Source organism: Wolbachia endosymbiont (group A) of Nomada flava, assembly GCF_964027055.1.
GTDB classification, from domain to species: Bacteria; Pseudomonadota; Alphaproteobacteria; order Rickettsiales; family Anaplasmataceae; genus Wolbachia; species Wolbachia pipientis.
This window is the reverse complement of sequence record NZ_OZ034725.1, coordinates 756,304-783,149: the sequence shown is the minus strand read 5'-3', so window position 1 is coordinate 783,149 and position 26,846 is coordinate 756,304. Positions and strand designations below refer to the sequence as shown.

The following is a 26,846-nucleotide window of genomic DNA, read 5'->3' as shown; positions in this document are numbered from 1 at the left end:
TAAACTGAAACAAAGCGCAACATAGCGCATTGTAAATGGTTTTATTATAGTTTTCTAAATTTTTTATTAACAAGAGGTGATAAAAATGACTAATGTAGTAGTATCAGGTGAGCAGTTGCAAGAAGCCTTTCGTGAAGTCGCAGCAATAGTGGATTCAACGGTAGCAATAACTGCGGGACCTAGAGGAAAAACAGTAGGGATTAATAAGCCCTATGGAGCACCAGAAATTACAAAAGATGGTTATAAGGTGATGAAGGGTATCAAGCCTGAAAAACCATTAAACGCTGTGATAGCAAGCATCTTTGCACAAAGTTGTTCTCAATGTAACGACAAAGTTGGTGATGGTACAACAACGTGCTCAATACTAACTAGCAACATGATAATAGAAGCTTCAAAATCAATTGCTGCTGGAAACGATCGTGTTGGTATTAAAAACGGAATACAGAAGGCAAAAGATGTAATATTAAAGGAAATTGCGTCAATGTCTCGTACAATTTCTCTAGAGAAAATAGACGAAGTGGCACAAGTTGCAATAATCTCTGCAAATGGTGATAAGGATATAGGTAACAGTATCGCTGATTCCGTGAAAAAAGTTGGAAAAGAGGGTGTAATAACTGTTGAAGAGAGTAAAGGTTCAAAAGAGTTAGAAGTTGAGCTGACTACTGGCATGCAATTTGATCGCGGTTATCTCTCTCCGTATTTTATTACAAATAATGAAAAAATGATCGTGGAGCTTGATAATCCTTATCTATTAATTACAGAGAAAAAATTAAATATTATTCAACCTTTACTTCCTATTCTTGAAGCTATTGTTAAATCTGGTAAACCTTTGGTTATTATTGCAGAGGATATCGAAGGTGAAGCATTAAGCACTTTAGTTATCAATAAATTGCGTGGTGGTTTAAAAGTTGCTGCAGTAAAAGCTCCAGGTTTTGGTGACAGAAGAAAGGAGATGCTCGAAGATATAGCAACTTTGACTGGTGCTAAGTATGTCATAAAAGATGAACTTGGAATCAAGATGGAAGATCTCACGCTTGATGATCTTGGTACGGCTAAAAATGTTAAAATTACTAAAGATAATACCACAGTTGTCAGCGAAAATAGCGATTCTGACAGTGTGAAAGCTAGAATCGAGCAGATTAAATCTCAAATTGAAACTTCAACTTCTGATTATGATAAAGAAAAGCTAAGAGAACGTTTAGCGAAATTATCAGGTGGCGTTGCTGTGCTCAAAGTTGGTGGAGCAACTGAAGTGGAAGTTAAAGAACGTAGAGATAGAGTCGAAGATGCGCTGCATGCAACAAGAGCTGCAATTGAAGAAGGTATAGTTCCAGGTGGTGGGGTTGCGCTTCTTTATGCTTCATCTGTTCTCGACAAATTAAAAGGTGCAAGTGACGAGGAACAAATAGGCATAAACATTATCAAGAAAGTTCTCAGTGCTCCAATTAGAAGGTTAGTCAAAAATGCTGGTCTTGAATCTGCTGTTATAATTGACTATTTGATTAAGCAGAATGATAAAGAGCTTATATACAACGTTGAGGCTATGAATTACGCTAATGCATTTACAGCTGGTGTGATTGATCCAGCAAAAGTGGTTCGTATCGCTTTTGAAACAGCGGTATCTGTTGCGAGTGTGCTGATAACTACTGAATCTATGATAGTTGATGTACCAAGCAAAGAAAATGCTTCATCTCCTATGGGTGCAGGAGAAATGAGTGGCATGGGTGGATTCTAAGTAGAATGAAACCGTGGAGCAATTGCTCCACGGTAATTCCAAAAAATCTCACATTTTACTATTCGTTAAAGGTAATACGTTTGGTGCAGAAAGGCACCACTGTTTGCATCCGTTTCACTCCTTTATATTGTGGTTGTCTAATAACAAAAAGGCAGCATAAAAGAACTATAATCCCTAGTATATTTATGCTAGTATAATGCTATGTTAATAAATAATCTATATAATGCTATTAAATATAATAATTAAAATCTAAATCACTTTCTCTATAAAAGGAGAAATTTACCTTAATGAAAATACATATATATTTAATATTGTTTTTATTTTTTTCTTGCACTCAACTATATGCTGACGAGGAAATTGCAAAATTTGATTTACTTATTGGCGAGATAAATGAAGCAAGCCTCACTCTCAAAGGTGCAATAAGGGTTACAGTAAAACCAGGCTGGCACATATATTATAAAGATCCTGGAGATTTCGGTTTTCCCACTTCTTTTGATTGTAAGGGTAACACATTAAACATAGATATTTACTGGCCTACTCCAAAAAAACATAGAGATAAAGTAGGAAGAGAGATATTTATCAGTAACGTATATGAGGACATGGTGTTATTTCCCTTTAAGATGAATGTGTTTTCAAATCAAGGGTATATTGACCTTAACTTCCATATAAATTATGCGATATGTAAAGATAGGTGCATCCCTAAAAATGCTGAGATAAAAATCAAACAGCCACTGAAGAATTTTATAGATTCTGATGTCAATGAACTTATAAATGAGTGGTATGAAAAATAGGGTTCTCATGGGGTAGGTGTCATTCCAGTGCGTGACACTGGAATCTCATTTACTTTTTTGTTCACTATGTGAGGAACTTGGGCCTACAAGTATATAAACATAATGGTTTCGCATAAAAAATTTAGATCCCAGTGTCACGCACTAACTGTACGAACATTGAGATATAAGAGTAATTTGTACCAAGAAAAAAGATGTCATCCCAGTGCCCAGACACTGGGATCCAGATTGGACACTAAGTTGGTGAGTATAAAAGTAGCTAACCTTATGTTAAAACACAATATTTTTGGTGAGGGGTTGCATTAAAAGCTGGATTCCAGACTGGAATGACATCGTCTTAACATTGTACCATATTACAATGTTCGTACAGTTATGTGTCAGCTACTTGGATGACAAGAAAAGGTTTCTAGAATGACGGAAACGAAGTCATACATAGAAAATAGGTTGGGTATTTTCAACTTTTGTATGTATACTTAAGTCAAAACACTCACTTTTAGTATGTAAATGGATATAGTAAAGTTTGTTTTATTACTGCCAACAATATTACTCATGCTAGTTGCTGGTGTTTACCTATCGATTAAACTAAAATGGCTACAGGTATTTAGATTACCATACGCCCTTTCACTCCTTGGAGCTAAAAAAGGAGAAAATAAATTTTCTTCTATAGCCGCTCTGTTTACAATTTTAGGGGGAAATTTAGGAGTAGGAAATATTTCAGGAACTGCTGTTGCTCTAAAAACCGGAGGACCGGGCTCTATTTTATGGATGGCAATAATTATTGTTATCACTTCTGTGATAAAATATGTCACTTGTTATCTAAGTATAAAAACCAGAAAGGAAAAGAACGAACGGTTTATAGGTGGCCCTGTAGCCTACATGACTGATGCGTTTAACTCTAGGAAGGCCACAATTGTCTTTCTAGTTATCATGATGATGGTTTCAATAACAGTTGGTAACCTTGTTCAGGTAAATTCTCTATCAATACCACTTAATATGATAGATGTGCCTGTAGTTGTTGGTGGCATTGTAATGGCCATAATATTTTTTGTTGTTGCAGCTCTCAGCTTAAAAAAAATTAAAATTTTTATATCGGCTATGATACCGATAATGACGGTAAGTTACCTCACACTTTGCGGTATCATATTATTTAAATTTAGTGAAAATATTCTTCCTTCTCTAAAACTAATAACAAGCAGTTTTTTTACAACCAGTAGCTTTAACTCTGGTTTATCTCTAGGTTTGATTCTAGAAATGTTGACTATTATTCAAGTCGGAACTTTGCGAGGTATTTTTGCAACAGATATAGGGCTTGGCCTTGAAGGAATCGTACATTCTTCAATTGTTCCTAAGAAAAATAATAATAAATTTATTATTGAGCAGAGTCTAATTACGATAATATCGCCTTTTATAGTTGCGTTTATAGTGTTTATTACAACAATGGTACTGCTTGTCACAGATTCTTGGGTCACTGATTTAGAGAGCACTAACATGTGCATATTTGCTTTTAGAAAGGCAATGAATTGGCCTTATATTGACTATTTAATTATGGCCATAATGTTTTGTTTTGCTTTTACTACTATTTTTACTTGGTTTTTTTGCTCAAAACAGACAATACGCTATGTGTCTATGGATAATAAATACACTAAAATCTGGATTGTAATTTTTACCATGATCATTCCGCTTGGTGCGATAGGTAAAGTCCGGTTGCTATGGGATGTTGCTGATATCTCGATTGCTGCTTTGTTGTTTATCAACATACTCGCTATACTCAAGCTAACCTCTCAAGATCCAGAAGTGTTTACTATGAGTAGCAGATATTTGAAGTTGCAAAAACAGAGCTATAGCTAAAGCAATTTAGGCTATGCAGCTGTTGTGATATAAGAGTGATTTCCGCCAAGAAGGATGTCATCCCAGTGCCCAGACACTGGGATCCAGGAATCTTGATTGGCACTAAGTTAGTGAGCATAAAAATAGCTAATCTTATGTTAAAACACAACATTTTTGATGGGGTTCGTGAAAGGCTGGATTCCAGACTGGAATGACAACTTAAATCGTTTGATGTTACCATAAAATAGCTTGTGTCATCACATTAGTAACACAACCTTCCTTAATAAAAATTCAACCAATGCTTGTGATAATTATATTAGCTAGTATTAGCTAGAACTAAAGGCAGAGGGTTATTAGTGAGGGATATATGGGCACTAACGATACACAACAAGAACACATTTATAATGAGCGCATTCAAGAAATTTTTCCTTTATTTGATAAAATAAAAAAGGAAGACGACCCAATTTATAATGCTAGAGTTGATTTTAACACAGTAAAGTTTTTAACAAAACACGCCAACTGGAATTGGGACGAAGAAGAAAACAAAGATAAAGCATATGGAGTTATTCTTCAGAAATGCGACAAGACAAAGAAAGCTGGACAAGAGCTTGAAAGTGAAGTTAAAGAAAGGTTGAAAGAGTATGTTGATGATGTTGCAGGAGTTTCAATATACGGTAATCACGCAAGTATTACGCTGGAAGATAACAAAAAAGAGTTTAAAATTAGCGAATTTTTAAATAGTGATTTTTGTGAGAAGAATGAAATCTCGGGATTTTCAACATTGCATAGTGATGGAAAGAGCGGAATGCATGGTTTTGTTGCCAAGGAAGAAGGGAAAAAAATAAGACATTATGTCGTAACTGATGGTTCATATGAAATGACTTTAAAGTGGTATGCGGAGGGGAAGGAATGTAAGATCAAAATTAAGATTGATGCTAACGGTGTAGACCTTGTTAAAGGTGATGATTTTTCTCTAGAACGGTTAGAAGTAAACAGAGATGTAAAAATAGGTGGTTTATTCTTGCATGAAATACAATTCAGGGAGAAAGGACAAGGAAAAGCGAATGAGATGCAACATAATAAAGACAGTAACGAGCTATCATCTGAAACTACGACAAGAATTGATGTTAATAGAGGTGTTAGCGTTCAAGCTACTGATATAACTCAAAAAAAAGAAGACCACCATTCACATTTTGGACTACAATCTAACAGCAGAAGGCAGTCTTACGATAACGGAATTGGAAAAGATTTTGACGATAAAATTAATTCTCAGGAGGCTAAAGAAAAGCGTGAGCTTAGACAAGCAGCACGAGAAGCAAATTCGGGAGGTCAAGTTTATAACCTACAATCGCTTTTTGAGGAGAATCCTCAGAACAAAAAAACTCCTCCGCCACTTCCACCTAGAACTAGTTCACTACCACCTGAAAAAGGTGTTTTCGATGAGCAAGGGGGAGCCAAATCTGGAAGCCAAAAACCAGATGACTTGCGCGAAAATGAGCAAACACCTAATAATCAGCAAAAAGGTGCAACTTCTGATTCTTCAGATAGTTCTACTTTCACCAAGTCTGTAAGCCACAATCAAGATAATAGGCAAGAAGATGAACGGTATGACAATCCTACATTTGGACATGCTGTACCTGGAAGCCAAAAACCAGATAGAAGTGAGCAAACACCTAATGATCAGCAACAACCTAAAACCCAGCAACAAGAAGGAAATAGCAAAGGCGATCTGTTACAAGACATCAGAAATTTCAAGAAAAACAACTTACGGCACATTGATGTTGATGATAGAAAAGCATCAATTGCAGGAAGTAGAAAAAATAACCCATCACCGTTAGAGACATTAAAGGACAGAATTCCTTATTCATCTTCTCCAGATAACAGTGATAACCAAGATGCTAGTGATGCTAAGTGGAAAGAAAGTGAACAGCCGCTCTCTGCTACAGCACTCAATAATAAAAGTGACTCGGGCTATTCATCTCCAACTCATGACAATAATGAACAATCTCAAGTAAATCCTGAACAGTTAAAGAAGAGCTTAGAGAACATTGAACAAAGTGATCAAACTCCACCTGAAAATCTTCTTAAAGAAATCAGAGATAGATCACAGCAGGATAATAGAGGATTAAGGCAAGTTGATCCTACTGATAAACTGTCACAAGATAAAGAAGATGGATTGCAAAAAGACGATTTAGCAGATGTAAAAATAGTGGAAGGTCCAACTGTTAGTGTCTCTGCTTCAACACCAAATAGTATAAGTGATTCAGGCTATATATCTCCAACTAATAGTGATAGTAAATCTCAAACAGATTTAAAACAGGTAGGAAGGAAATTAGAAGAACATATTAGACAAAGTAATCTAACTCTATTTGAAGAACTTAAAAATACATTAGGTCAAGAAAATCTCGGGTTAAAACCAGCTGATCAGAGTCAGATTAGCGAAGAAACTAAAAAACGCTTGAGAGAAGTTGGGTTGCTCAAAGACAGCTCAACAGACATAAAAACAAACGATTCGGGCTATTCATCTCCAACTCATGCCAATCATGAACAATCTCAAGTAAATCCTGAGCAGTTAAAGAAGAGCTTAGAAAACATTGAACCAAAAGAAATCGGAGATACGAGTGAGTTAAAAGAAGCATTGGATAAAGGGTTAAGAGAACCGGCACAACAGGCTACTAAAGAAAATATTCCTAAAGATTCATTCTCAGAAAACGTTTTAGAAAAGATAGGAGAAGGTAAACAATATGACCCTATACGTAAGTGGTTAGAAAAAACAGTGGCAGAACGAGAAAATGCTGACACTAATCCAACCGTAGATAAAAATAGCGAACTATATAAATTACTAGAGAAAGATGAAGCACAACTGAAAGCTGGAGTAATAGAAGAAGAAAGAGGAGATACTTTAACAGAACACACTGATGGTTATGATCGCAATAGAATTGCATTAGCTAACAGAAATAAAAGACCACTAGATTGGGCTAAACAGGTTGCTGAGTCACAACAAAAAAAAGATACTAATAAAGGTATTTCAATATAAATTGAAGTTAAAATAATTGCTTAGCAAACAATAGGTTTCATGTAATGGTAACCCTATAACGGAAGAGTAGGAGCCGCGTAAGAACAATACGAACACTCCAGCTAGGCCTTGTATATTGCATCCCCCCGCCCTATTTTTCCACTCTTCTGATGCTAAATAATACTTAATTTCTTGTTCACTGAGACGTTTAAATTTCACTATTGTAACCACAGTCCTGATATGTTGTTTAGATTGATCGGGAGTTAATAGACATACACTGGTGTATACTCTATGCCTTCTTCCTGATAACAAGAGGATACATTTTTCTGCTTGCTCAACGTTTTCAGCTTTGAGCAATATCCTTCTACCACAAGCAACAACTGTATCAACACCAAGCACAAAGTAATTTGGATTTGAGCTTTGTATTTTCTCCGCTTTACTTTTTGCCATACGGATTGAGTAATCCTTCGGAAGTTCCTTTTTTAAAGGGGCTTCATCTATATCTGCTGGCAAAATTAAACCTGGCTCAATGTTTATTTGTCTTAGTAAAGCTATACGCCTTTTCGATGATGAAGCAAGAATAAGATTATTTAGAGATCGTTCTGTCACTTGTACCTTTAAGCCTTCTAATGATCCTACCCTTTCTCGCATTCCTATCGTAAATGCTCATCTCAACTAACACCCTATCCCCTATAATGATGCGTATTTTACTTCTTCTCACTTTCCCTGATACATGACAGATAATCTCATGTTCATTGTCCAGTTTCACTCTAAATTCTGCTGCAGGTAGTAAAGCAGTTACTGCCCCTTCCACTTCAAAAATTGTTTTCGATTTCTCGTCTTTTATCATATGTTATATTATAATTTAATAATCTTTTTTAGTCTACTATAGATTTTAAATTATTATCAACACAAAAGACCTTTTGCGCCCTACTTAAGTTGCAACTTAACCCCAACCATCTTCACAATGATACCCTACCTACGTTTCTACTCTCTGCCACCTTCTCAATAGAACTTATAGGACTTATGTTGAAAGATAAATCATTATCACAATTTTCTTCATCGCTATCAAGTCCACTATCAACGCTTAAAGATCTGAGTAATGTTGTCTTCTCTCTCAGTGGAACATAAGACTCATTATCAACGCTTGAAGATTTTGATAACCCGCTCTTCTTTTGTGGAGCATTACCAGACTCATTAGAAATTTCTCCCGTTAATTGATTGTTGAAGCTCCTTTGTTCATCAGCACGAATTTTTTCTTCCAGTCCATCAAGCATTCCTACCAATTCATCACCCCATTCATTTTCTTCTTCTAATAATTGTTTACACTTTTCTTTCTCACGCTCTAGCTCGTTTCTTAACTCTTCGACTTTATCTTCATCTTCATCTTCATCTTCATCTTCATCTTTAGTGAGTTTAAGTGTAAGTACCGTATCTCCTGGAAATTCCTCGTACTCGTTTTCTAGCTCTTCAATGTTGAGTTTTAGTCTCTCTTCTCCAAGTGTATCTTGTAAATCGCTATCCTGCCTATCTGATTCTTTAATCTTTTGCTCAATTTCTACTTGTACCTTATATTCCTGATCTAATTCTCTTAGCTGATCTTTCAAGCGCTCTTTCTGCTGGCGTTGTTCAACCATTATCTGTTCCGCATCTTCTCGTGCTTGATTTAGCTCTTTTTCCAAATTCTTCTTTCCTGCATTAACAATTTTCAGCTCTTCCTTTAGCTTTCTTTTTTCTTCATATACACCTTTAAGTTCTTGTGCTTTCCCTTGTAGCTCTTTTAACACACCTGCTAATTCTTCATTTTTTTGTGCCAGTTCAGTTTGCAATTCCGTGTTTTTTTGCTCCTCTTTTTCAAACCTGTCTTGTAAATTGCTATTCTGCTTCTCTAACTTTACAATTGTTTGATTAGCTTCTGCTTGGGTTGTTTCTAGTTTCTCCTGTAGTCGCTGGTTTTCTTGTATTAATTCATGGTGCTTTTTATTTATCACTTGCAACCCTGCTTCTATTTCTTGCTTCAATTCAACAGCTTCTTTTTTCAAATTTGACATTTCTTGCTTCAATTCAACGTTTTTTTCGGACAGCATCTGATTATTTAAAATCAATTCATCCATTTGTTGTGAAGCAAATTCTGTCTGAGTTCCAGTGTGCTGTAAATTGACTTCCGTTTTAGTTTCGATTTGTTGTGAAGCAACTTCTGTTTGAGTTTCAGTGTGTTGTAAATTGACTTCCGTTTTAGTTGATGCATTGCTATTAATAGAAGGAGGAAGGCTATTGTCAGCATCAACTTTAGGGTCTAATTCCTCCTCTGGTTCCTTATCTTGATAGGCCGTTATAGATTCATTTTGAAAATTATTATTAGCAGTAGGCACAACATCAGCAGCCTTACCCTTTTCTAGTACAGCATCATATAAGGAGAGACTTTGAATATATAATTCATCATTTTGCTTTATCAATTCTAAGATCTCCTCCGATAGCACAAAATCTTCATCATTAAATTTTAGTACTTCAGTTATGCCATCACTACTCACATTCATAATCATGGTACAAATTGAAACATTCCCGGACTCATCCTTTACAGGCCAAGTACTTGTCATTTCATAACATGCGCCTTCTTTAAATTCATAATATCTTTTCTTATCTTCTTGATGAGCGTGTATTTCATGTTTTTTATTGCAATAGATATTCAATTCTTTAATATCTTTCTCTTGCTGTAAAATATCACTAACTCTGGTTGGCTCACTTCTATTGTAATTAATAAGATTGATATTCAAAACTCTATGAGTGTTATCAGTTTCTGTGTAATAAGCTCGAAGCTCTACGCCTTTCTCTCCAAGATATTTACTTGCAGCTTCTTTTCCCTGCTCTGCCAACTTTATACATTTATCTATATCTTCCTTAAAGCTCTTATTAGCAGACTCTGTTACTGCTTTATCTATGTACGTTTGTTTAAAATCTCTATCGTTTATTAGGTCATAAAAACTCCACTCATCTCTATAAGCCTTCTGTATAGCAGTGAAGTCACTTTCTTCTTTCAAAAGCATTAAGAAGCCTACCTTGTCTTCTAGGTCTTTTAGTTTAAAGCCTGTTATTATCTTCTCTAATTGAGAATCAAATTCTTTATTGGCAAAATTTTCAGCAGGATTATTTAAATTTTTTAACTCTTTGTATAATTTATTATTTTCTGCAATTGAGTGGCAGAACTTTATTATAGCAGAGTCCTTAGTGAAAGAATTGTCTTTTTCCATTTTATTGATACAGTCCTTGAGGGATGTAAAATGCGATTCAAGCCATGACGAATATAGATCGTATTCATAAGATGCCAACAAGCAATGTATTGCATTCCAAGCACATGATGCTACCCTTATAACTGATTCAACATCATAATTCTCTGACTGATTACTTGTTTTTCCTGCCTCTGCTGTTTTTTCTTCCTTAGCCAAACTTCCAGTCATAATACGCCTCCTTAACTATATTTATATTATATCAATTAACATATATCAAAAGAAATCAAACTGTATAACCTTGTCCTACACTAACTTTTATGATTACTTAATTGTGTAAAAATAACTGCAAGTGTTAAACTTGAGCTTTTATTTTTCATTATACATTTCTTACTACATGTTTATACTGCTGTCTTGCATAATAGACTATTCGAAGTTACACAAGTATTTTTTTTATTAGATAAGAGTTAGTAAGAGCCTGTTCATAATTTTTTCAGAAGTAAGGCAGTGAAAGCCAGAACTACCATTTGTAGGCTAGTATTGAGTTTTCGCTCACAATTTTTCCACAATCTTCTACATTTTTCTAACCAAGCAAAAGATCGCTCCACAACCCATCTTTTGGGCAATACAACAAAGGAACGTAATTCATTTCTTTTGATCACTTCAACGGTTGCACCAATAATCGTTTTTATTTGAGTTACAAAATTCTCTCCAGTATAGCCTGCATCAACCAGTACATTTTTAACTCCCGAGAGGTTTTCTTTTGCATTTTCGACCATTCTCACAGCACTGCTACGGTCAGTTATCTCTGCTGTTGTTGTATAAATTGCATGCTTGCGTATCTACTGCAATACGGCCCTGAAATCTTCTTGCCTGCATCATAGCTTCAGCAGTATCTGCATTTTTTATACTCTGTGCATCAATTATGCAGAAGCTTTTCCGACCATTGTTTTGTCGCAATTATTTTTTTTTAATACCAGCTCCAGAACACTTTCTTTATTTGCATCTGGTTTTTCACTCCACTTCTTAAAATAGTCGTAACAATTGCGCCATTTTGGGAACTCTTTTGATACCATTCTCCACTGGCAACCACTTTTTAACACGTATAACACTCCACAAAATACATCATGTAAATCAAGTGTTCTTGGTTTTGTCTTCTTTCTGCAAGATTCCAGATCTGCTACAATAATCTCAAACTTTTCTCGACTTATGTCACTTGGTTATAAACTTCGCATATCCTACTTTATATACTTTATCCTCTCACTTTATCTCTTTTTTGAGATTACGTACAGGCTCTAAGATACAAAGACGTTTTTAGAAATCTTTAAGCTTAATAACATCCTCTCTCTTTGGACTAGTTGAGATTAGATGAATTGGTACACCTATTAATTTTTCTAACCTGTCTATATATTTTATTAAATTAATAGGCAATGCTTCAATCGACCTTTTACCTTGAGTGTTTTCCTTCCAGCCAGGAAATTCTTCATATATTGGCTCTAATTCCTCTTGTATTGAATGTGATGCGGGTAAATAATCATACATTTTCCCGCTGTACTTGTAATCAGTGCATATTTTAATTGTATCAAAAGAATCAAGCACATCTAATTTGGTTAATACAATGCTTGAAACTCCAGAGAGTTGTACGGCCTGGCGCACTAAACCCGCATCGAACCATCCGCAACGCCTTCTTCTATTGCTCACTGTTCCAAGCTCCTTGCCTATAGTAAATAAGCTATTCCCCACTTCGTTCTTTTGCTCAGTAGGGAATGGACCATTGCCCACTCTTGTTGTATAAGCTTTTGCCACACCAATAATGTAAGCATTGTAGGCTAATCCTGAGCCTGTTATTGCTTGCGACGCTACAGTATTGCTTGAAGTAACAAAAGGGTAAGTTCCGTGGTCGATATCTAAAAATGTACCTTGGGCGCCTTCAAATATTATTTTCTTACCTTCTTTCATCAAGTCATTTAATATCTTCCATACAGGTTTTTTATATGGAAGAATTTTTTCTGAAATCTCTCGAATTTCCTTTAATATTTCTTCTTTTTTAACCACCTGGTAGTTAAGGCCTTTCCTGATAGCATTGTGATAATTCAAAAGAGTATCCACTCTTTTATTGAGCTCATCTGCGTTTTCTAAGTCACAAAGGCGTATAGCTCTCCTGCCAACTTTATCTTCATAACATGGCCCTATCCCTTTGTTTGTTGTACCAATTTTGTGATTTCCATTTAAATCTTCAAATAGCTTTTCCTTGTCCTTATGTACGCTAAGTATTAATGGGCAGCTCTCGGATACCATCAAGTTGTTATAGTTTACGTCTACTCCTTTAACTTTCAATGACTCTATTTCTGAGATTAGAGCGTGTGAATCAAGAGCAACGCCATTTCCTATGATAGATATTTTGCCCGTTCTCAAAACAGCAGAGGGCAGTAAATTTAATTTATAAACCTCATCATCTACTACTATAGTGTGCCCTGCATTATTTCCTCCCTGAAATCTCACAACTACATCTGCATTCTCAGAAAGATAATCTACTATTTTACCCTTGCCTTCGTCACCCCATTGCAGACCAACAATTACAATATTATTCATCATTATTTTCTAGATTAATACATAAATATTAATGCAATATGCTACAAATGAAAAGAGAAATCTACGCCTTTCCTACACCTCTTAAATAAAGAAATATACTGTCGATTTTCTTAATATATTACCAAATTATTCATCATTATATGATATAACTTACAGCATATTTACAGTAAGGTGTTATTTATGAAAGAGACAAAAGGAAAAAATAATAAGAGTCCAGTAGTTAGATTAAAGGCCACAGCTAAAGAGTTCAATTTTAGTAAATTAAGAGCAGATCAAGATAATAAATTAGCGAATTCCGGTGAAACAATGTTCTTAGATTTTCAAAGGATGAATTTTATTATTAACGGAAAAGAAATAGATAAAAATCTTATTATTGCATTTAAGGAAGGAGCTAAGCACCGCAAAAGCGAACTTTTTAATAGTGATGATATATATAATGACGAAATATTTAACAAAAAAGGAACAAGAGAAATAGATACGGATCATGGCAAAGCTTTTGTTGCTTCAGTACTCGAAGATATTGAGAAAGAGCTTGTAAGTAATGCATTGGGTGAGCTATGGAAAAATCACTGTGAAAATCCCAAAACTGCCAATCATCAAAAAACCGATTCATATAAGAAAGAATTTGAAGAATTTTACAATGCTGGCCACGGGTATATCCATCTATTACCTACAGAGAGAGATAAAAACAAGGATTACCGTTCCTTTGCAAAAGAAGTTTTCAAAAAAATGTTCAGATACGCTGGGGCAGAAGTTCCAAGTAATGCTATTTTAGAAGAGCTAGTCACCAATTGTAATCAAGCAGGGTATGAGGCTGCTCCATTTATACAAACCCAACTTGCACTTGGACAGTCGTTCATAGTAGAAAATCCTAAAAAAGTAATAAATATTGATTGTGCTAACCAAAATAATGTGAGAATTAGATCTGATATGAGGCTACCAATACTCTCTGTTAAAAATCAAGTTATGCATGGCGATAAGATATGTAATCTGTCTAGTTCATTGGAATTTACAATTGAATCTCACAATGGTGAAGACTTTGTAACATACAGAGATGGTAAATTGTCACTTACTATTCCTAAAGAGTTAAAAAATTATAAAGATAATGGCAAGAGCTTGTTTGACATTGTTAAAGAATATTTTCAGAAATTCTGTGCAAAATTAGGATTTAAACCTGAGACAAAAATACAAATAGAGCATGGCTTCGGTGCTCAAAGTAACTATTTAGATGGTACAATATCAACCACAGGATCAGATGCAAATGAAGAATTTATCAATCTTTTAAGCGAAAATCTCAGAGAGAGGTTATTGGGGTCAGGAGTTGCTCTAGAAGATGAAGATGTTGATGATATTGTTGAAGTCAGAGTATCTACCGTTATAGATCTATTGAGAGGTTGTCCGGAAACAAGTAAAAGGCTATAATATCTGAAATTTTAGTACGGGGTAAAGATGAGAAAAAAGTATCCAACAGATCTAAGCGAAAGGGAATGGGCAAGAATAGAAAAACACTTCAGAGTATCATACAAGAAAGGAGGAAGGCCGCCAAAGTATAGCAAAAGAGAAATATTAGAAGCAATTTTCTATGTATTGCGTACAGGGTGTCAATGGCGGTATTTACCAAATGATTTTCCGCTATGGAAGACTGTGTATGAGCAGTTCAGGCAATGGAAGAAGCAGGGAATTTTTGAGAAAATGAATTATGAAATATAGTAGAAGAAAAATAGGAAGGAATGAGCAGCCGAGTGCCTGTATAGTAGATAGTCAATCTGTAAAGACTACAGAAAAGGGGGGATCAAAGGCTATGATGGAAGTAAAAAAGTAAAGGGTAGAAAAAGGCATATAATTACAGACACTCAGGGTTTTATACTAGGTTGTTACGTAGGCGCTGCTAACGAAAATGATAGAGATGGTATTAAAATAGCATTAAACAATATGAGAACAAAATATACTAAAGTTAAAAAAATGTGGGCTGACATGGGATACCAAGGAAGAAATTTAAAGAATCACATAAAGGAAGAATATGACATAGATATTGAAATTGTTAAAAGGCCTCCATGTAGATTTTGGGTGCACAAAGATACGCCACCTGAGCTACTACCAACAAGAGAACAAGGGTTTAAAGTACAGCCAAGAAGATGGGTTGTAGAAAGGACTTTTGCTTGGGTTAATAGGAATAGAAGGCTATCGAAGGAGTATGATTTACTCACAACATCCACTGAGAATTTCATATACCTAGCTATGAGTAGGGTTATGTTAAAGAGGGAATATGCTTGAATTTACTTGTTTCCGGACAACCTCTCAAGATAAAACAGCACCAGAAGTATTGATGGAATTAGGCTCTTTACCTTCTTTGATAAAAGGTCAGGTTAATCATAATCAAGTGCAGTCTGTTGTAAATACTTTTATTAAGTTAATTATTGAAGGGAAAAGCGAAGTATACAAAAAAGGAGGTGCGATTAATGCAATTGATGCAATTCATAAGGAGATAGATAAGGCAATTGTTGAACAAGAAAAAAAAGCAACCAACAAACAAGATATAGAAAATGATAAATGGACAGATAGAATCAAAAAACAGAAATTATCTGTGGAATCACATGAACATCTACCTTAAAGATACTAGTAGGCTCTTTAAATATTTTAGAGTTCATGGTTACAACGGTTGCTATTTTACAGTGCATCTCACAACACTTTCTTCAAAAATATACATGTTAACATACCCTGGACGTACAAGATCACACTTATACCCAAGCTTTTCATAAAATACTTTCGCTTTTTGAAAATTCATGGTTGCAACGGTTGCTATTTTACAGTGCATCTCACGACCATAATCATGAACTTCTTCCATTAGCTGCTTTCCCATACCTTTTCTTCTATAATCAGCAAAGCAAGTCAGTGTAAATTGAACCATAGATAACAAAACCGCTACAACCTGCAATAATTTGTTCAGTATCATCGCGAATAAAAAAAGCAAATGGGTCCTTTATCAACGGTTTCTTCATTAATCTTTTTGAGTAGGAATTCAATGTCTTTGCTACTTGGTGATGTGGTGTGTTCTATTTTCATCTCTCGGCCTAATACCGCATACTGATTTCTCTCTTTATCTTATATAAATTAATTAAGTAAAGTGAATACAGTATCCACACTACTAAAAAAAATGTGGCACAAAACATAAACATTGCAACCAGTGGCAACAGCAGGGAACTTTCTATTGCTATTCCACCTTTTCTCAAAATGCTTGCTGGCTGATGGAGAGTGGACCATAAATTCACGGAAAATTTTACTATAGGAATATTTATAGCACTAAAGATGGCAAATACTGCTGCTGATTTTTCTGCCCTCGCTTCATTATCAAAAGCGCTCCACAATGAAAGGTAGCCAACATATAGGAAAAGTAAAATCAGCATTGAAGTAAGTCTTGCATCCCATACCCACCAAGTGCCCCAGGTTCCTTTTCCCCAGATGCTGCCTGTGATTAAACATATTGCCGAAAAGACTGTCCCTGCAGGAGCAGCAGCATGTGCCAAGACACTAGCAATGCTATTGTTCCATACCAATGAAATGAAACTGAGTGATGCAATTAATCCATATATTCCAAGAGCAAGCCATGCAGAAGGCACATGAATGTACATGATTCGTACAATTTCTCCTTGTTTATAATCTTCTGGAGAGAAGAATAACGCCAAAGACATTCCAATTAAAAAACATGCGAAACAAATAACCCCAAGCCAAGGTAGAGCTTTCTTAGAAAAATAAGAGAAATTTGTAGGCTTTAATAAAAACATTCGTTTTGAGAATAATTGTGTTAAGAATTTACCAATTAGTTTGAGTTTTATCAACAGGATAGTTTTTCTATATTTACGTAGGTCAACAAATTAGCATAATTTCAGTAGCAGATTGCTAGCCATTATTTTTAGTATAACACTATATAAAACATGACCATTAAAAAGCTTAATCTACACTTAGTATCAGATTCAAGTGGTGAAACTGTTATATCAGTTGCAAAATCAGCTCTGAAACACTTTCGTTCTATAGAAACGATCGAATATGTTTGGTCTTTTGTGAAAAAAGAGGAGCAGATTGACAAAATTCTGGAGGAAATTAATAGGAAAAGTGATGAGCATAATTTTGTTATATGCACTATTACTGATGATGAGCTAAGAAAATATTTAAAAGATAACTGTATAAAGTTGAAAATTCCCTATAGAGCAATATTATCACATATTATTAGAGAAATTTCGTCCTATCTTGAAATTGAAAAAGACGAAAAGCTTGACTTGCATACTGAGATAAATAACGAATATTTTCAGCGCATTGAGGCAATAAACTACACTATTAATCATGATGATGGACAAAATATTCAAGATATTGATAAAGCAGATATAATTTTGGTTGGAGTTTCACGTACATCAAAATCTCCCACCAGTACGTATTTAGCTTACCGAGGCTATAAAGTTGCAAATATTCCTTTTGTTAGTGGAGTACCCTTTTATGTTGACTTGGCAAAATTAAAAAATAAACTAACGATAGGGGTAACAATAGACATAAGTAGGCTAATAGAAATACGCAAAAATAGACTTACTTCAATTAACAACGAAGATAACAATATATATGCTAACCCTGAGAAAGTAGAAAAGGAAATTAAAGAAGCAGAGGAACTATTTAAGCAGAATAACTGGCCAATTATTGATGTCACGCAAAAGTCAATCGAAGAAGTATCAGCAACAATTATACAGTATTTTAATAAAATGTTATCAATTGACTAACTCTTGATAAGTGATTATAATGTAAAGTAATTTAATTCTTACTATAGATATGAAAGTCAAAGGGTCGCTAAAATCTCATCGTAACAGAGATAAAAATTGTAAAGTTGTGAAAAGGGGTGGTAAGATTTACATTATAAATAAGGTAAAGCCAAGGTGTAAAGCGCGTCAAGGTTCTTAGCTTTTTGTTCACCTTTTCATGTTATATATTTTTTATATGTGAAAGTACGGTGCTTATATCTAAAAAGAAGCAAAAGTTACTGTGTTTAAGCGCAGCCTTACTCATTTCTTCCCTTACATTATATTTCAGCATTAGCACAATTACAGGTAAACGTGGCTTATTGACGTTAATCGATTTAAAAAAAGAAATTGAGTACAATAAACTTTTGCTAAAGGATGTCTCTTCTGAAAAGGAAAAGTTGGACAACAAAGTATTTGGCTTATATGAAAAAAGCTTAGATTTAGATCTGCTTGATGAGCAAGCAAAAAATGCTTTAGGTTATGTGAACCCTAATGAACTTATGGTTGTTCTTGACGTGGAATAGCAGTAGAGATCTCCCTACGTCATACCGCCGCGGCGCTAACACGTAGCGGGATGACGGTTTTTCAAATTGTCGGTAAATCTAAGTCAGTTTAGCTATATTGTCTCTCACACCGCTTAGCTGAACAGACAATGGCGTCAACTTAAGGAAAAATGTCAGAGATTGTGTATAAAATTTCTCTCTAAAATTTTTACCATTAAATTACCCAAAAGCTGCAATAAACAGCACTTTTGTTTCTGTTTTATTTCAACAAAGAAGTCTAAAATGTGTCCTTTTTAGGTGAAATATGCAAAAAGGAAAAAACCTTATTCTACAAATTAAAAATATAATATACTCGAAAACTTTTCAGAAAATCCATTGTGTTGAGTTTTACACGAACAAGCTTTTTCGACAGTATTTTCTATGATTTTAAAGTTAGTTAAAAAAAGTTTGGGAATAGAATGTGAACTTATGGAGCCATTGACATGTACCCTCAAAGCAAGCTTTTTCTAAAGCAAGGTATAAGATTTGCCATACAGGCTTTCAAGAATTTAAGCATCCAAACAGCCTATCAGGATGAACCTGAGTTGGAGAGGCTATAGACTTATTGCAGCAGATGGTTCTGGTACCCAGCTCTGGGGAAATTGTATCCGAGTTTGAACCAAATGGAACAACAGGCACCATTGGCAATTTGTTTGTTGATTTGTGTACTTCGCTGATTTGTAGTGCTCGTCTTGCAGCTTGGAATATAGGTGAACAAACGTTGGCGGCAGAGCAATTACCCGAAGTTATCACTCAAATGCGTTTATTAAATCAAGAGAAATTATTATTTATCTATGATCGTCTTCAGTAAAATTCATTCAGCAGCATTATGATTTGGAAGTAGATTTTATTTTTCGCTTGCAAAAAAGAAATTATAGTAAGCTATGGGAACGCTGGCGAATTAGATTTTGATTTTATATTAGAAAATGAAAAGCTAAAAAATAAAATGAAAGGACAGAAAGTAAGAGTTATAGTGCTGACATTAGCCAACTGAGAAACAGAGCTTTTGACCGAGACTTTGGAGCAAAGCTGATGTGTTAAGGTGGCACATAGAGGAAACGACTCAAAGTAGGAGCAGAGTTAGAGAATTTTTCTGGAGAGGCTGTATACAAGAATTTTGGGCAAACTTGGTCATGTGCAATATATTATCGCTTCATATGTGTGATGCACAAGGGCCTTGGAACCCAGATCAAATTACTGAGTATCGTTTAAATTTTTCAGTTTTATTTGGTGTAATGAGGCAGAAACTCTATCAGGTACTTATTGCGCCAAAAAACTTTCAAGCCCTTTTTAAGTATACGCGCTAAAGTTAAAATCCGACCGGGACAGCCGCAATAAAGTAGATAAGCCTAAACGCCATCATGTCTTTAGGAGAGTTTGCTAATGAAAGTTCTTAAGTTGACGTCATTGTCCGTTCAGCGGAGCGGTAAAATAAAAAGTAGACAAGGAGTGCTAAAAACATAATATCACAAGTAGTATGTGTGGTAAATATGTCTGATCTACTAGCTAGTCTTCTCAAGCTCTGTGAAAGCTTTAAAATAGAGATAGAGCAACTAAAAGCAGAGATAAAGAGGTTAGAGATAGAAAACGAAAATTTTAGATCTGAGAATAAGGCGCTAAGAATCGAAAATGCTGAATTGAAAGAAAGACTAGGTCTGAATTCACAAAATTCATCGATACCGAGCTCAAAAGAGTTATACAAGCTAAAGAAGAAAAAGAAAAAAAGTGACAGGAAAATAGGGGCACAGATTGGGCATGAAGGAAAGTATCGCCCTAAAATGGAAGCAGATGAAGTGGTGAAAATAGAGTTCTTGCGAGTGCGGAGGAGAAATTGCGATATCGAAAGAGCCATACATTCATCAAAAAGTTGATTTGCCAGCTTATGTTGTGGAATACCAATGGCCGCTGTTGCAAGTGTGGAAAAAGAAAAAGTAGCAGGCTACCAGAAGGTGTTATTGCGGATACATTTGGTCCAAAAGTTAAGTCAACAATCGCGGCGCTGAGCGGATTTTACAAGAACTCGAAAAGAGAAGTAGCAAATATTATAAAAAATATTTTCAACCTGGACATCAGTGTTGGTAGCGTGTCAAATAGCGAGGCTAGAGTTGCAGAAAAATGCCAAGAAGCATATGAGCAAATCGAGCAAGAAGTAAGTAAAAGTGAAGTTCTGCATATCGATGAAACGAGCCATTATAACAAAGGTAAACTTGGTTGGTGCTGGATGTTTGCCAGTAATACTGCAAGTTTTATAAAATTGACAGAGTCAAGAGGAATGAAGGTTTTACAAAATAGTAAGTTCTGCAATCGCAATAGCTTACGACAGGTACGCAGCATACAACTACTTTGCCGATAAGAACAGGCAAATCTGTTGGGCGCATTTATCAAGAGATTTTGAAAGATTAGCGCATAGTTGGAATATTGAAGTTAAAGTTCTCGGCTGTTACTTAAGAAATGTAGCTACTGAATTATTTGCACTAAAAAAGGCTTTGCTAAAAAATGAAATAGATGTTTTTAGATTTGCCAGACGTGCCAGAAAATTGCGAAAACGTACATGGTATTACTTGAAGGAGATATTCCACTTACCTGAAGCAATTGGAGCTTCTCGAGTTGCAAAAAATATTTTGAAATCTGAAAGAATGATGTGGAAATTTTTAGATGACCCAGAAAATATTCCGCTGACAAATAACCACGCTGAACGGCAAATTCGGCATTATGTCGTTTATCGCAAAAATTCATATTTTACCCAATCGAAGCGGGGAAATGCATTCCTTGAACGGATAATTTCGTTATACTTGACATGGAAATAAAGGGCCTTTTCACAATCTCCTATCTATCGTTTCTTAAACCACTCTGCTGAACGGATACAAAGGATCTTATGTCTTAAACCTTATCACCAGGCTTAACAAATAGGTGGCCCAATACTATTAACTTTATGGGTTTACCTTCGTTATTTGCTACTATCCAAACCCCATCGCTCTCATGATCAACAATTTCTATTGGTGCAAATACTACATAATTATTATCATCAACAATCTTTATTCCAAGAGCACCATCGTCACTTAAGCTCAGGGCTGAAGAAGGAACTTTATATGCAAATCTTTTGCCTGAAGGTAGTCTTACGTTAGCAGTTAGTCCCTGCAAGGATATCATTTTATTATTAGTTACCTTTACCTCTACCCTATAAGACCCAGTTTTAGGTTCAGCAATTTTACTAATAAAACTTACTTCACCTGCTAATTCTTTTCCGTCCAGCAAATTAATTTGAGCTGTACTGCCTAGCTCTATTTTATTTACTTCATTCTCCGAAACGTATAACACCACAAGAATTTGATTGAAATCAACCACGTCAGCTATTTTTTGCCCAACATTAACAAAATCTCCTTCATTTGCATTGATTTTATCAATATAACCATCTATAGGAGATTTGACTGCAGTGTTTTCTAAATCCAATTCTAGCCTTTTTAGGTCAGCTTTTGCACTTTGTAACGCAGTAAAAGCTGCTTCTACTTTTATTTGTGCTCCATAGCCTTTTTTATTCAGTTTGTGAGAGGAATCATACTCAATTTCACGCTGCTTTAATAAAGCTTTAGCTTTCTGAGCTTGCTCAATTCTGTCATCATTTTCTATCTTTAACACTACATCATCTCTTTTTACCTTTTCACCATCAGGTAAATAAATAGCAATAATCTTACCACTTATTTTTGAGACAAGGCTAGCTCTATGTAAGGGATTTACTGTACCAGAAAAATTTAAATATATAGTGCGGTTTTGCGGCGCACATTCTTGAGTTTTTACTGAAAAGTTACTAGTTGCATTATCACTGTAAACCGCCTGATCTTTTTTTAAAAATGCACTGCTGATAAAAAACAGTAGAATAAAAGCAATACTGGAAATGATGATTACTTTATTTCTCATCTTTAAACAATAGAATTTGTTAACTAATTTTGTTAGAAACAACTGCATAAATTTTCGAATCAGAAATGTAAGTATAATACATGCACCATTGTCACTCCATAAATAATTTTATATGAGAACAAACACAAGATTTTCCTACAATCAGTAAGTTTTTTATTGCTAAAATGCAATTTTTAATCGAATAAAATTGCAAACAAAGTTGTGCATAAGACTGGATTTAAAAAAATCTCGAAAAACATACTAAAACTTTTAAATAATAACTTTATATCTAGTGGCTTTGCCTTCTCCAAGACGCTGTAAGTATTTCATCCCTAGCAGTTTCTTTGTAATTGCCTCTACTGTTCTTGGAGGAAATCCTAGAGCTTCTATAGCATCTTTTCTACTAAATTCTTTATCTGCAAGGCTAAGTGCCCACTCCCAGAAGAATAATTGTTTTCTTGATAATAAATATTCAGTATTCTCCCTCTCAAGAATATAATGCGCCTCATTTGCTTGCGTTTTGAGCACATTAAGAAAAAATATTAACCATGGGGAAATATCTTCTTTGCCACTTTTCCAGCTACTTTGTGTTTTATTAAGCGCTAAATAGTAATCAAGTTTGTTAGTTTCAATTATCTTTTCATGTGATACAATAGATACAAAATCATAACCCTGCTGCAACAGCATTAAATTAGTCATCAATCTACTAGTTCTGCCATTCCCATCTTGAAAAGGGTGTATTGCCAGATACTCAAAAACAAAGTTAGCAACAATAATAAGAGGATGCTTAAATTTATTATTTAAGGACCAGTGATACCAATCAATAAGCTCTTGTACTTCCTTTCTAACAAGGTAAGGTGGTGTGGGATCAAAAATTATACTAACAACTTTTCCATTCTGATCTTTTGCCTCAACTCTATTAGAACTTGCTTTGTATTTTCCTCTATGATACAAATCTTTTTCACTATAAAGTAGCATCTGGTTGTTAATGTGCAATATTGATGACTCACTAATTGGAATATCCGTATAATCATGAAATATTAGTTTAAGCATTTCTAAGTAGCCAGCAATTTCTTGCTCATCTCTATTTTTAAATTTTTTGACACGTAGGTTTTTATATAGATCCTCAACTTCTTTATCGGTTAGACGATTTCCTTCAATACGGTTAGAAGCGCCAGAAGATGTAACAATAACTGAATGAGTTAATCTTTCAATTGTTTGTGGTAGTAGTTTTTTCGTTATCTGCCAGCTATTTTTAACACTATCAACTGCAGTAATTAACTCGTACACTTGCTCAATTACAGGCCCTTCTAGGTTGAGACGTGTACTAAGAGGTTGTCCGGAAACAAGTAAAAGGCTATAATATCTGAAATTTTAGTACGGGGTAAAGATGAGAAAAAAGTATCCAACAGATCTAAGCGAAAGGGAATGGGCAAGAATAGAAAAACACTTCAGAGTATCATACAAGAAAGGAGGAAGGCCGCCAAAGTATAGCAAAAGAGAAATATTAGAAGCAATTTTCTATGTATTGCGTACAGGGTGTCAATGGCGGTATTTACCAAATGATTTTCCGCTATGGAAGACTGTGTATGAGCAGTTCAGGCAATGGAAGAAGCAGGGAATTTTTGAGAAAATGAATTATGAAATATAGTAGAAGAAAAATAGGAAGGAATGAGCAGCCGAGTGCCTGTATAGTAGATAGTCAATCTGTAAAGACTACAGAAAAGGGGGGATCAAAGGCTATGATGGAAGTAAAAAAGTAAAGGGTAGAAAAAGGCATATAATTACAGACACTCAGGGTTTTATACTAGGTTGTTACGTAGGCGCTGCTAACGAAAATGATAGAGATGGTATTAAAATAGCATTAAACAATATGAGAACAAAATATACTAAAGTTAAAAAAATGTGGGCTGACATGGGATACCAAGGAAGAAATTTAAAGAATCACATAAAGGAAGAATATGACATAGATATTGAAATTGTTAAAAGGCCTCCATGTAGATTTTGGGTGCACAAAGATACGCCACCTGAGCTACTACCAACAAGAGAACAAGGGTTTAAAGTACAGCCAAGAAGATGGGTTGTAGAAAGGACTTTTGCTTGGGTTAATAGGAATAGAAGGCTATCGAAGGAGTATGATTTACTCACAACATCCACTGAGAATTTCATATACCTAGCTATGAGTAGGGTTATGTTAAAGAGGGAATATGCTTGAATTTACTTGTTTCCGGACAACCTCTAAGACGAAAATTCTTCCAGTTCATATTCTTCTCACATGCATATTATGTGAGATAATGTGAGATAATGTGATAAAAGTCAATAGTAAGCTTTATATGCACAGCAGAGCTAACTACAAAAATTATACATTTTCAAGTGATCCTAACCATATCAAAAACTACAGGGCAAAGCTGTTAGAGGAAGGCTTAATTAGTTAAAAATTTCAATCTTATGTAAAATATTGTCTTATTTTGTAATTTTCTTGTTGACTAACGAGATGATATCTACTTTTCAATAAACTCCATTTGCATTTCTTGTATACTGCTTTCTATTTGCTTTATTTGTTCTATCAACCTTTCCTCTAAGTCAAGATTACCGCTCAGCCTCGCTTCGGTTCTTTCTTTTCGTAATGCATTTAACTCTTTTAGTAACACTATATTATTCCACACAATTTCTGCAGATTTTCTCTTGTTCAGTTGGCTATTTAGTACACTAGTTTTTTCAAATACATACTTTATAACGTTAGACTGCTTCAATTCTTGCTCTTTATCGAGTTTGCTTTTGTTACTTATTACATCAATTACACGCTGTTGTAATTTTTTCATCTCATTAGTAAATTCAAAATGAGAAAATTGCTCAAAAAATATAGGACGGTTCAAGATTTCAGGAAATTCTACGGCTATACGCAAAATTACGGCCTGATTTTGCTCTGCTTCAATTAGCTCTGGAGATTTATTATGAAGATACTCACCTTTTGTTGCTCTAGTTTTACTATTAAAAATCTGTTTTTTGAAGCTACTTCTTAGTTCACTAGCCTTATTGTAAAAATAATCTCTGTAATACCTTCTAATACTGCTGTTGCTAATAGTATTTACATATTCCATGAACTTGTGCTCAAGAATTGAATATTTTTCCGGAGCCAGTTTTTCATAATTTTGCAAATTGCTATCGATTATGTGATGCCATAAATATTCAGAATGCAGTTTTGTTGAATGGTCAAGAGCAGTCAACACGTCTTCTTTCTTGTATTCCAGTTCGTTACATATATCGTATGGATCTTTATTACTCGGCAAAGTCACAAACTTTAACGTGTATCCAGGCTCTAATATTGGCAGAGCAAGTTCTGCAACTCGGGTAGCAGCATGACGTCCAGCACTATCGCCATCCATACAGATGGAGATTTCTTTAGCAAATCTCCATAGATTTTTTATCTGTTCTGCAGAAATTGCGGTACCAAGCGGAGCAACTGCATTACTAATTCCCGCTTGATGTAGCGCTATAGTGTCCATATATCCTTCAACAACAAATATGTGCTGTTTTTTACGTATTTCGCTTAAAGCAAAGTTTAACCCGTATAAATTCTCCCTCTTCTTGAAGAGCTGACTCTCTGGGCTGTTTAAATATTTTGGCTGTTGCTCAAAGCTCAGCGCACGTCCGCCAAAACCAATAACTCTTCCTGCAATGCTCTGTATAGGAAATATCAGCCGGTCATAAAAATAATCACGAAAATTTTTGTTTACTAATCCAATATCAATTAAAATTTTGTCTTCAATACCTGAAGAGTTTAAATACTCTTTCAAACCAGAGCTTGGTGCATAACCTATCTTAAATTTATCTATGATTTTAGGTGAAATCTTACGCTGCTTTAAATAATCTACAACACCTTGATTTTTTTGTGCAAACCAATTTGCAGCTAAATCAAGCGCTAAAAATAGTTTATTGTCCTCTTTTGTAATACTAAGACTTTTGGGCAGTTCAACACCTGTAACCGATGCTAATTTTTCCAATGCTTCTTTAAAGCTTAATCCTTCAGTTTGTGAAATAAATTCAAATGCATCACCACTGGCTGAACAACCAAAACAGTAATATAACCCCTTAGTATTGCTCACCGAAAAAGATGGGGTTTTTTCGTTATGGAATGGACAGAGCCCAACAAAACTATCTCCTCTTTTTATTAATCTGACTTTTTTACCTACTATGTCGGATAATAATAATTTTGATTTTATAATATCTATGTGATCCATCTTGTTAAATTAGTAGTAGGATAAAAATTATATAGAATTTATACACATCTGACTCGAAATTTATTTCTATAACTAAAGCAATTCAGATTTACCGATAATTTGGTAAGCTATGAACTCGTCATTCCGCTGCATGTTAGCGGAATCTATGCTGAGATACCGCGAATGAATTCATAACTGTACGAACATTCATTTTTAAAGGTAAACTG

At 34.8% G+C, this 26,846-nt stretch carries 19 protein-coding genes and 6 pseudogenes; 15 read left to right on the top strand and 10 right to left on the bottom strand.

Going from position 1 to position 26,846, the window contains the following annotated elements; genetic code table 11:
- Window positions 1-85 precede the first annotated feature (85 nt).
- From groL to AAGD70_RS04040, 6 genes are all read left to right on the top strand, one after another.
- Entirely contained in the window at window positions 86-1,735 is a 1,650-nt protein-coding gene (gene groL / locus AAGD70_RS04065; RefSeq protein WP_065094753.1) for a chaperonin GroEL, read from the top strand.
- Between the two features lie 287 nt (window positions 1,736-2,022).
- Window positions 2,023-2,526, top strand: a complete 504-nt coding sequence (locus tag AAGD70_RS04060) for a protein-disulfide reductase DsbD domain-containing protein (protein WP_065094754.1) — start codon at window positions 2,023-2,025, stop codon at window positions 2,524-2,526.
- Between the two features lie 102 nt (window positions 2,527-2,628).
- Complete coding sequence (locus AAGD70_RS04055) at window positions 2,629-2,829, top strand: hypothetical protein (RefSeq protein WP_156518028.1); 201 nt, start codon at window positions 2,629-2,631, stop codon at window positions 2,827-2,829.
- 198 nt (window positions 2,830-3,027) lie between these two features.
- Window positions 3,028-4,371, top strand: coding sequence for an alanine:cation symporter family protein (locus tag AAGD70_RS04050; RefSeq protein ID WP_065094755.1), 1,344 nt, complete (start codon window positions 3,028-3,030; stop codon window positions 4,369-4,371).
- Between the two features lie 35 nt (window positions 4,372-4,406).
- The gene (locus tag AAGD70_RS04045) at window positions 4,407-4,565 is read left to right on the top strand and encodes a hypothetical protein (protein WP_156518029.1); all 159 of its coding nucleotides are present in this window, start codon (window positions 4,407-4,409) and stop codon (window positions 4,563-4,565) included.
- Between the two features lie 152 nt (window positions 4,566-4,717).
- Window positions 4,718-7,387, top strand: coding sequence for a hypothetical protein (locus AAGD70_RS04040; RefSeq protein WP_065094756.1), 2,670 nt, complete (start codon window positions 4,718-4,720; stop codon window positions 7,385-7,387).
- On the opposite strand, the gene AAGD70_RS04035 is transcribed toward AAGD70_RS04040, so the two are convergent.
- The 5 genes and pseudogenes from AAGD70_RS04035 to AAGD70_RS04015 form a co-directional block, all read right to left on the bottom strand.
- On the bottom strand, window positions 7,379-7,975 hold the full coding sequence (locus AAGD70_RS04035; protein WP_065095376.1) for a Maf family nucleotide pyrophosphatase: 597 nt from the start codon (window positions 7,973-7,975) through the stop codon (window positions 7,379-7,381). The genes AAGD70_RS04040 and AAGD70_RS04035 overlap by 9 nt on opposite strands.
- Window positions 7,953-8,216, bottom strand: a complete 264-nt coding sequence (gene infA, locus AAGD70_RS04030) for a translation initiation factor IF-1 (protein WP_007550159.1) — start codon at window positions 8,214-8,216, stop codon at window positions 7,953-7,955. The genes AAGD70_RS04035 and infA overlap by 23 nt, the downstream gene beginning before the upstream one ends.
- A gap of 112 nt (window positions 8,217-8,328) precedes the next feature.
- The gene (locus tag AAGD70_RS04025) at window positions 8,329-10,821 is read right to left on the bottom strand and encodes a hypothetical protein (protein WP_065095377.1); all 2,493 of its coding nucleotides are present in this window, start codon (window positions 10,819-10,821) and stop codon (window positions 8,329-8,331) included.
- A gap of 251 nt (window positions 10,822-11,072) precedes the next feature.
- A pseudogene (locus AAGD70_RS04020) lies at window positions 11,073-11,801 on the bottom strand (IS5 family transposase).
- A gap of 103 nt (window positions 11,802-11,904) precedes the next feature.
- Window positions 11,905-13,182, bottom strand: a complete 1,278-nt coding sequence (locus AAGD70_RS04015; protein WP_065094759.1) for an adenylosuccinate synthase — start codon at window positions 13,180-13,182, stop codon at window positions 11,905-11,907.
- 180 nt (window positions 13,183-13,362) lie between these two features.
- On the opposite strand from AAGD70_RS04015, the gene AAGD70_RS04010 reads away from it, so the two are divergent.
- From AAGD70_RS04010 to AAGD70_RS04000, 3 genes and pseudogenes are all read left to right on the top strand, one after another.
- The gene (locus AAGD70_RS04010; RefSeq protein WP_245611095.1) at window positions 13,363-14,604 is read left to right on the top strand and encodes a hypothetical protein; all 1,242 of its coding nucleotides are present in this window, start codon (window positions 13,363-13,365) and stop codon (window positions 14,602-14,604) included.
- Window positions 14,605-14,631: 27 nt separating this feature from the next.
- A pseudogene (locus AAGD70_RS04005) lies at window positions 14,632-15,456 on the top strand (IS5-like element ISWpi1 family transposase).
- 19 nt (window positions 15,457-15,475) lie between these two features.
- Window positions 15,476-15,793, top strand: a pseudogene (locus tag AAGD70_RS04000) (hypothetical protein); the annotation flags it as partial.
- A gap of 51 nt (window positions 15,794-15,844) precedes the next feature.
- On the opposite strand, the gene AAGD70_RS03995 reads toward AAGD70_RS04000, so the two are convergent.
- Complete coding sequence (locus AAGD70_RS03995) at window positions 15,845-16,117, bottom strand: GNAT family N-acetyltransferase (protein WP_341814062.1); 273 nt, start codon at window positions 16,115-16,117, stop codon at window positions 15,845-15,847.
- 136 nt (window positions 16,118-16,253) lie between these two features.
- Window positions 16,254-16,964 (bottom strand): heme ABC transporter permease CcmC, encoded by a 711-nt coding sequence (gene ccmC / locus AAGD70_RS03990; protein WP_065095173.1) that lies wholly within the window; start codon window positions 16,962-16,964, stop codon window positions 16,254-16,256.
- A 150-nt stretch (window positions 16,965-17,114) separates the two neighbouring features.
- On the opposite strand from ccmC, the gene AAGD70_RS03985 reads away from it, so the two are divergent.
- The 5 genes and pseudogenes from AAGD70_RS03985 to tnpC all read left to right on the top strand — a co-directional run bounded on the left by AAGD70_RS03985 (window position 17,115) and on the right by tnpC (window position 21,349).
- Window positions 17,115-17,945 carry a pyruvate, water dikinase regulatory protein gene (locus AAGD70_RS03985; RefSeq protein ID WP_065095439.1) on the top strand — a complete coding sequence of 277 codons (831 nt, stop codon included), beginning with the start codon at window positions 17,115-17,117 and terminating at the stop codon, window positions 17,943-17,945.
- Window positions 17,946-17,994: 49 nt separating this feature from the next.
- Window positions 17,995-18,123: a type B 50S ribosomal protein L36 gene (ykgO, locus tag AAGD70_RS03980; RefSeq protein WP_006279631.1), complete on the top strand. Its 129-nt coding sequence runs from the start codon at window positions 17,995-17,997 to the stop codon at window positions 18,121-18,123.
- Window positions 18,124-18,172: 49 nt separating this feature from the next.
- On the top strand, window positions 18,173-18,487 hold the full coding sequence (locus tag AAGD70_RS03975) for an FtsB family cell division protein (protein WP_010962526.1): 315 nt from the start codon (window positions 18,173-18,175) through the stop codon (window positions 18,485-18,487).
- 283 nt (window positions 18,488-18,770) lie between these two features.
- A pseudogene (locus AAGD70_RS03970) lies at window positions 18,771-19,889 on the top strand (IS4 family transposase).
- 106 nt (window positions 19,890-19,995) lie between these two features.
- Window positions 19,996-21,349: pseudogene (gene tnpC / locus AAGD70_RS03965) on the top strand (IS66 family transposase).
- 36 nt (window positions 21,350-21,385) lie between these two features.
- On the opposite strand, the gene AAGD70_RS03960 reads toward tnpC, so the two are convergent.
- Together AAGD70_RS03960 and AAGD70_RS03955 are read right to left on the bottom strand one after the other, a co-directional pair.
- Window positions 21,386-22,468, bottom strand: a complete 1,083-nt coding sequence (locus AAGD70_RS03960; protein WP_065095177.1) for an efflux RND transporter periplasmic adaptor subunit — start codon at window positions 22,466-22,468, stop codon at window positions 21,386-21,388.
- Window positions 22,469-22,669: 201 nt separating this feature from the next.
- Window positions 22,670-23,689, bottom strand: coding sequence for a Fic family protein (locus tag AAGD70_RS03955; protein WP_245611099.1), 1,020 nt, complete (start codon window positions 23,687-23,689; stop codon window positions 22,670-22,672).
- Between the two features lie 100 nt (window positions 23,690-23,789).
- Here AAGD70_RS03955 and AAGD70_RS03950 point away from each other — a divergent pair.
- Window positions 23,790-24,614 (top strand): annotated as a pseudogene (locus AAGD70_RS03950) (IS5-like element ISWpi1 family transposase).
- 286 nt (window positions 24,615-24,900) lie between these two features.
- Here AAGD70_RS03950 and dnaG read toward each other — a convergent pair.
- A complete protein-coding gene (gene dnaG / locus AAGD70_RS03945; RefSeq protein ID WP_065095058.1) occupies window positions 24,901-26,640 on the bottom strand; it encodes a DNA primase in 1,740 nt (579 codons plus the stop codon).
- Between the last annotated feature and the right edge of the window lie 206 nt (window positions 26,641-26,846).

Coding starts and splice junctions, on each gene's coding strand:
- AAGD70_RS04040 (WP_065094756.1), top strand. CDS start 4,718: ATGGGCACTAACGATACACAACAAGAACACATTTATAATGAGCGCATT.
- AAGD70_RS04010 (WP_245611095.1), top strand. CDS start 13,363: ATGAAAGAGACAAAAGGAAAAAATAATAAGAGTCCAGTAGTTAGATTA.
- ccmC (WP_065095173.1), bottom strand. CDS start 16,964: ATGTTTTTATTAAAGCCTACAAATTTCTCTTATTTTTCTAAGAAAGCT.
- dnaG (WP_065095058.1), bottom strand. CDS start 26,640: ATGGATCACATAGATATTATAAAATCAAAATTATTATTATCCGACATA.
- groL (WP_065094753.1), top strand. CDS start 86: ATGACTAATGTAGTAGTATCAGGTGAGCAGTTGCAAGAAGCCTTTCGT.
- infA (WP_007550159.1), bottom strand. CDS start 8,216: ATGATAAAAGACGAGAAATCGAAAACAATTTTTGAAGTGGAAGGGGCA.
- AAGD70_RS04050 (WP_065094755.1), top strand. CDS start 3,028: ATGGATATAGTAAAGTTTGTTTTATTACTGCCAACAATATTACTCATG.
- AAGD70_RS04015 (WP_065094759.1), bottom strand. CDS start 13,182: ATGAATAATATTGTAATTGTTGGTCTGCAATGGGGTGACGAAGGCAAG.
- AAGD70_RS03985 (WP_065095439.1), top strand. CDS start 17,115: ATGACCATTAAAAAGCTTAATCTACACTTAGTATCAGATTCAAGTGGT.
- AAGD70_RS04025 (WP_065095377.1), bottom strand. CDS start 10,821: ATGACTGGAAGTTTGGCTAAGGAAGAAAAAACAGCAGAGGCAGGAAAA.
- AAGD70_RS03960 (WP_065095177.1), bottom strand. CDS start 22,468: ATGCAGTTGTTTCTAACAAAATTAGTTAACAAATTCTATTGTTTAAAG.
- AAGD70_RS04055 (WP_156518028.1), top strand. CDS start 2,629: ATGGTTTCGCATAAAAAATTTAGATCCCAGTGTCACGCACTAACTGTA.
- ykgO (WP_006279631.1), top strand. CDS start 17,995: ATGAAAGTCAAAGGGTCGCTAAAATCTCATCGTAACAGAGATAAAAAT.
- AAGD70_RS04060 (WP_065094754.1), top strand. CDS start 2,023: ATGAAAATACATATATATTTAATATTGTTTTTATTTTTTTCTTGCACT.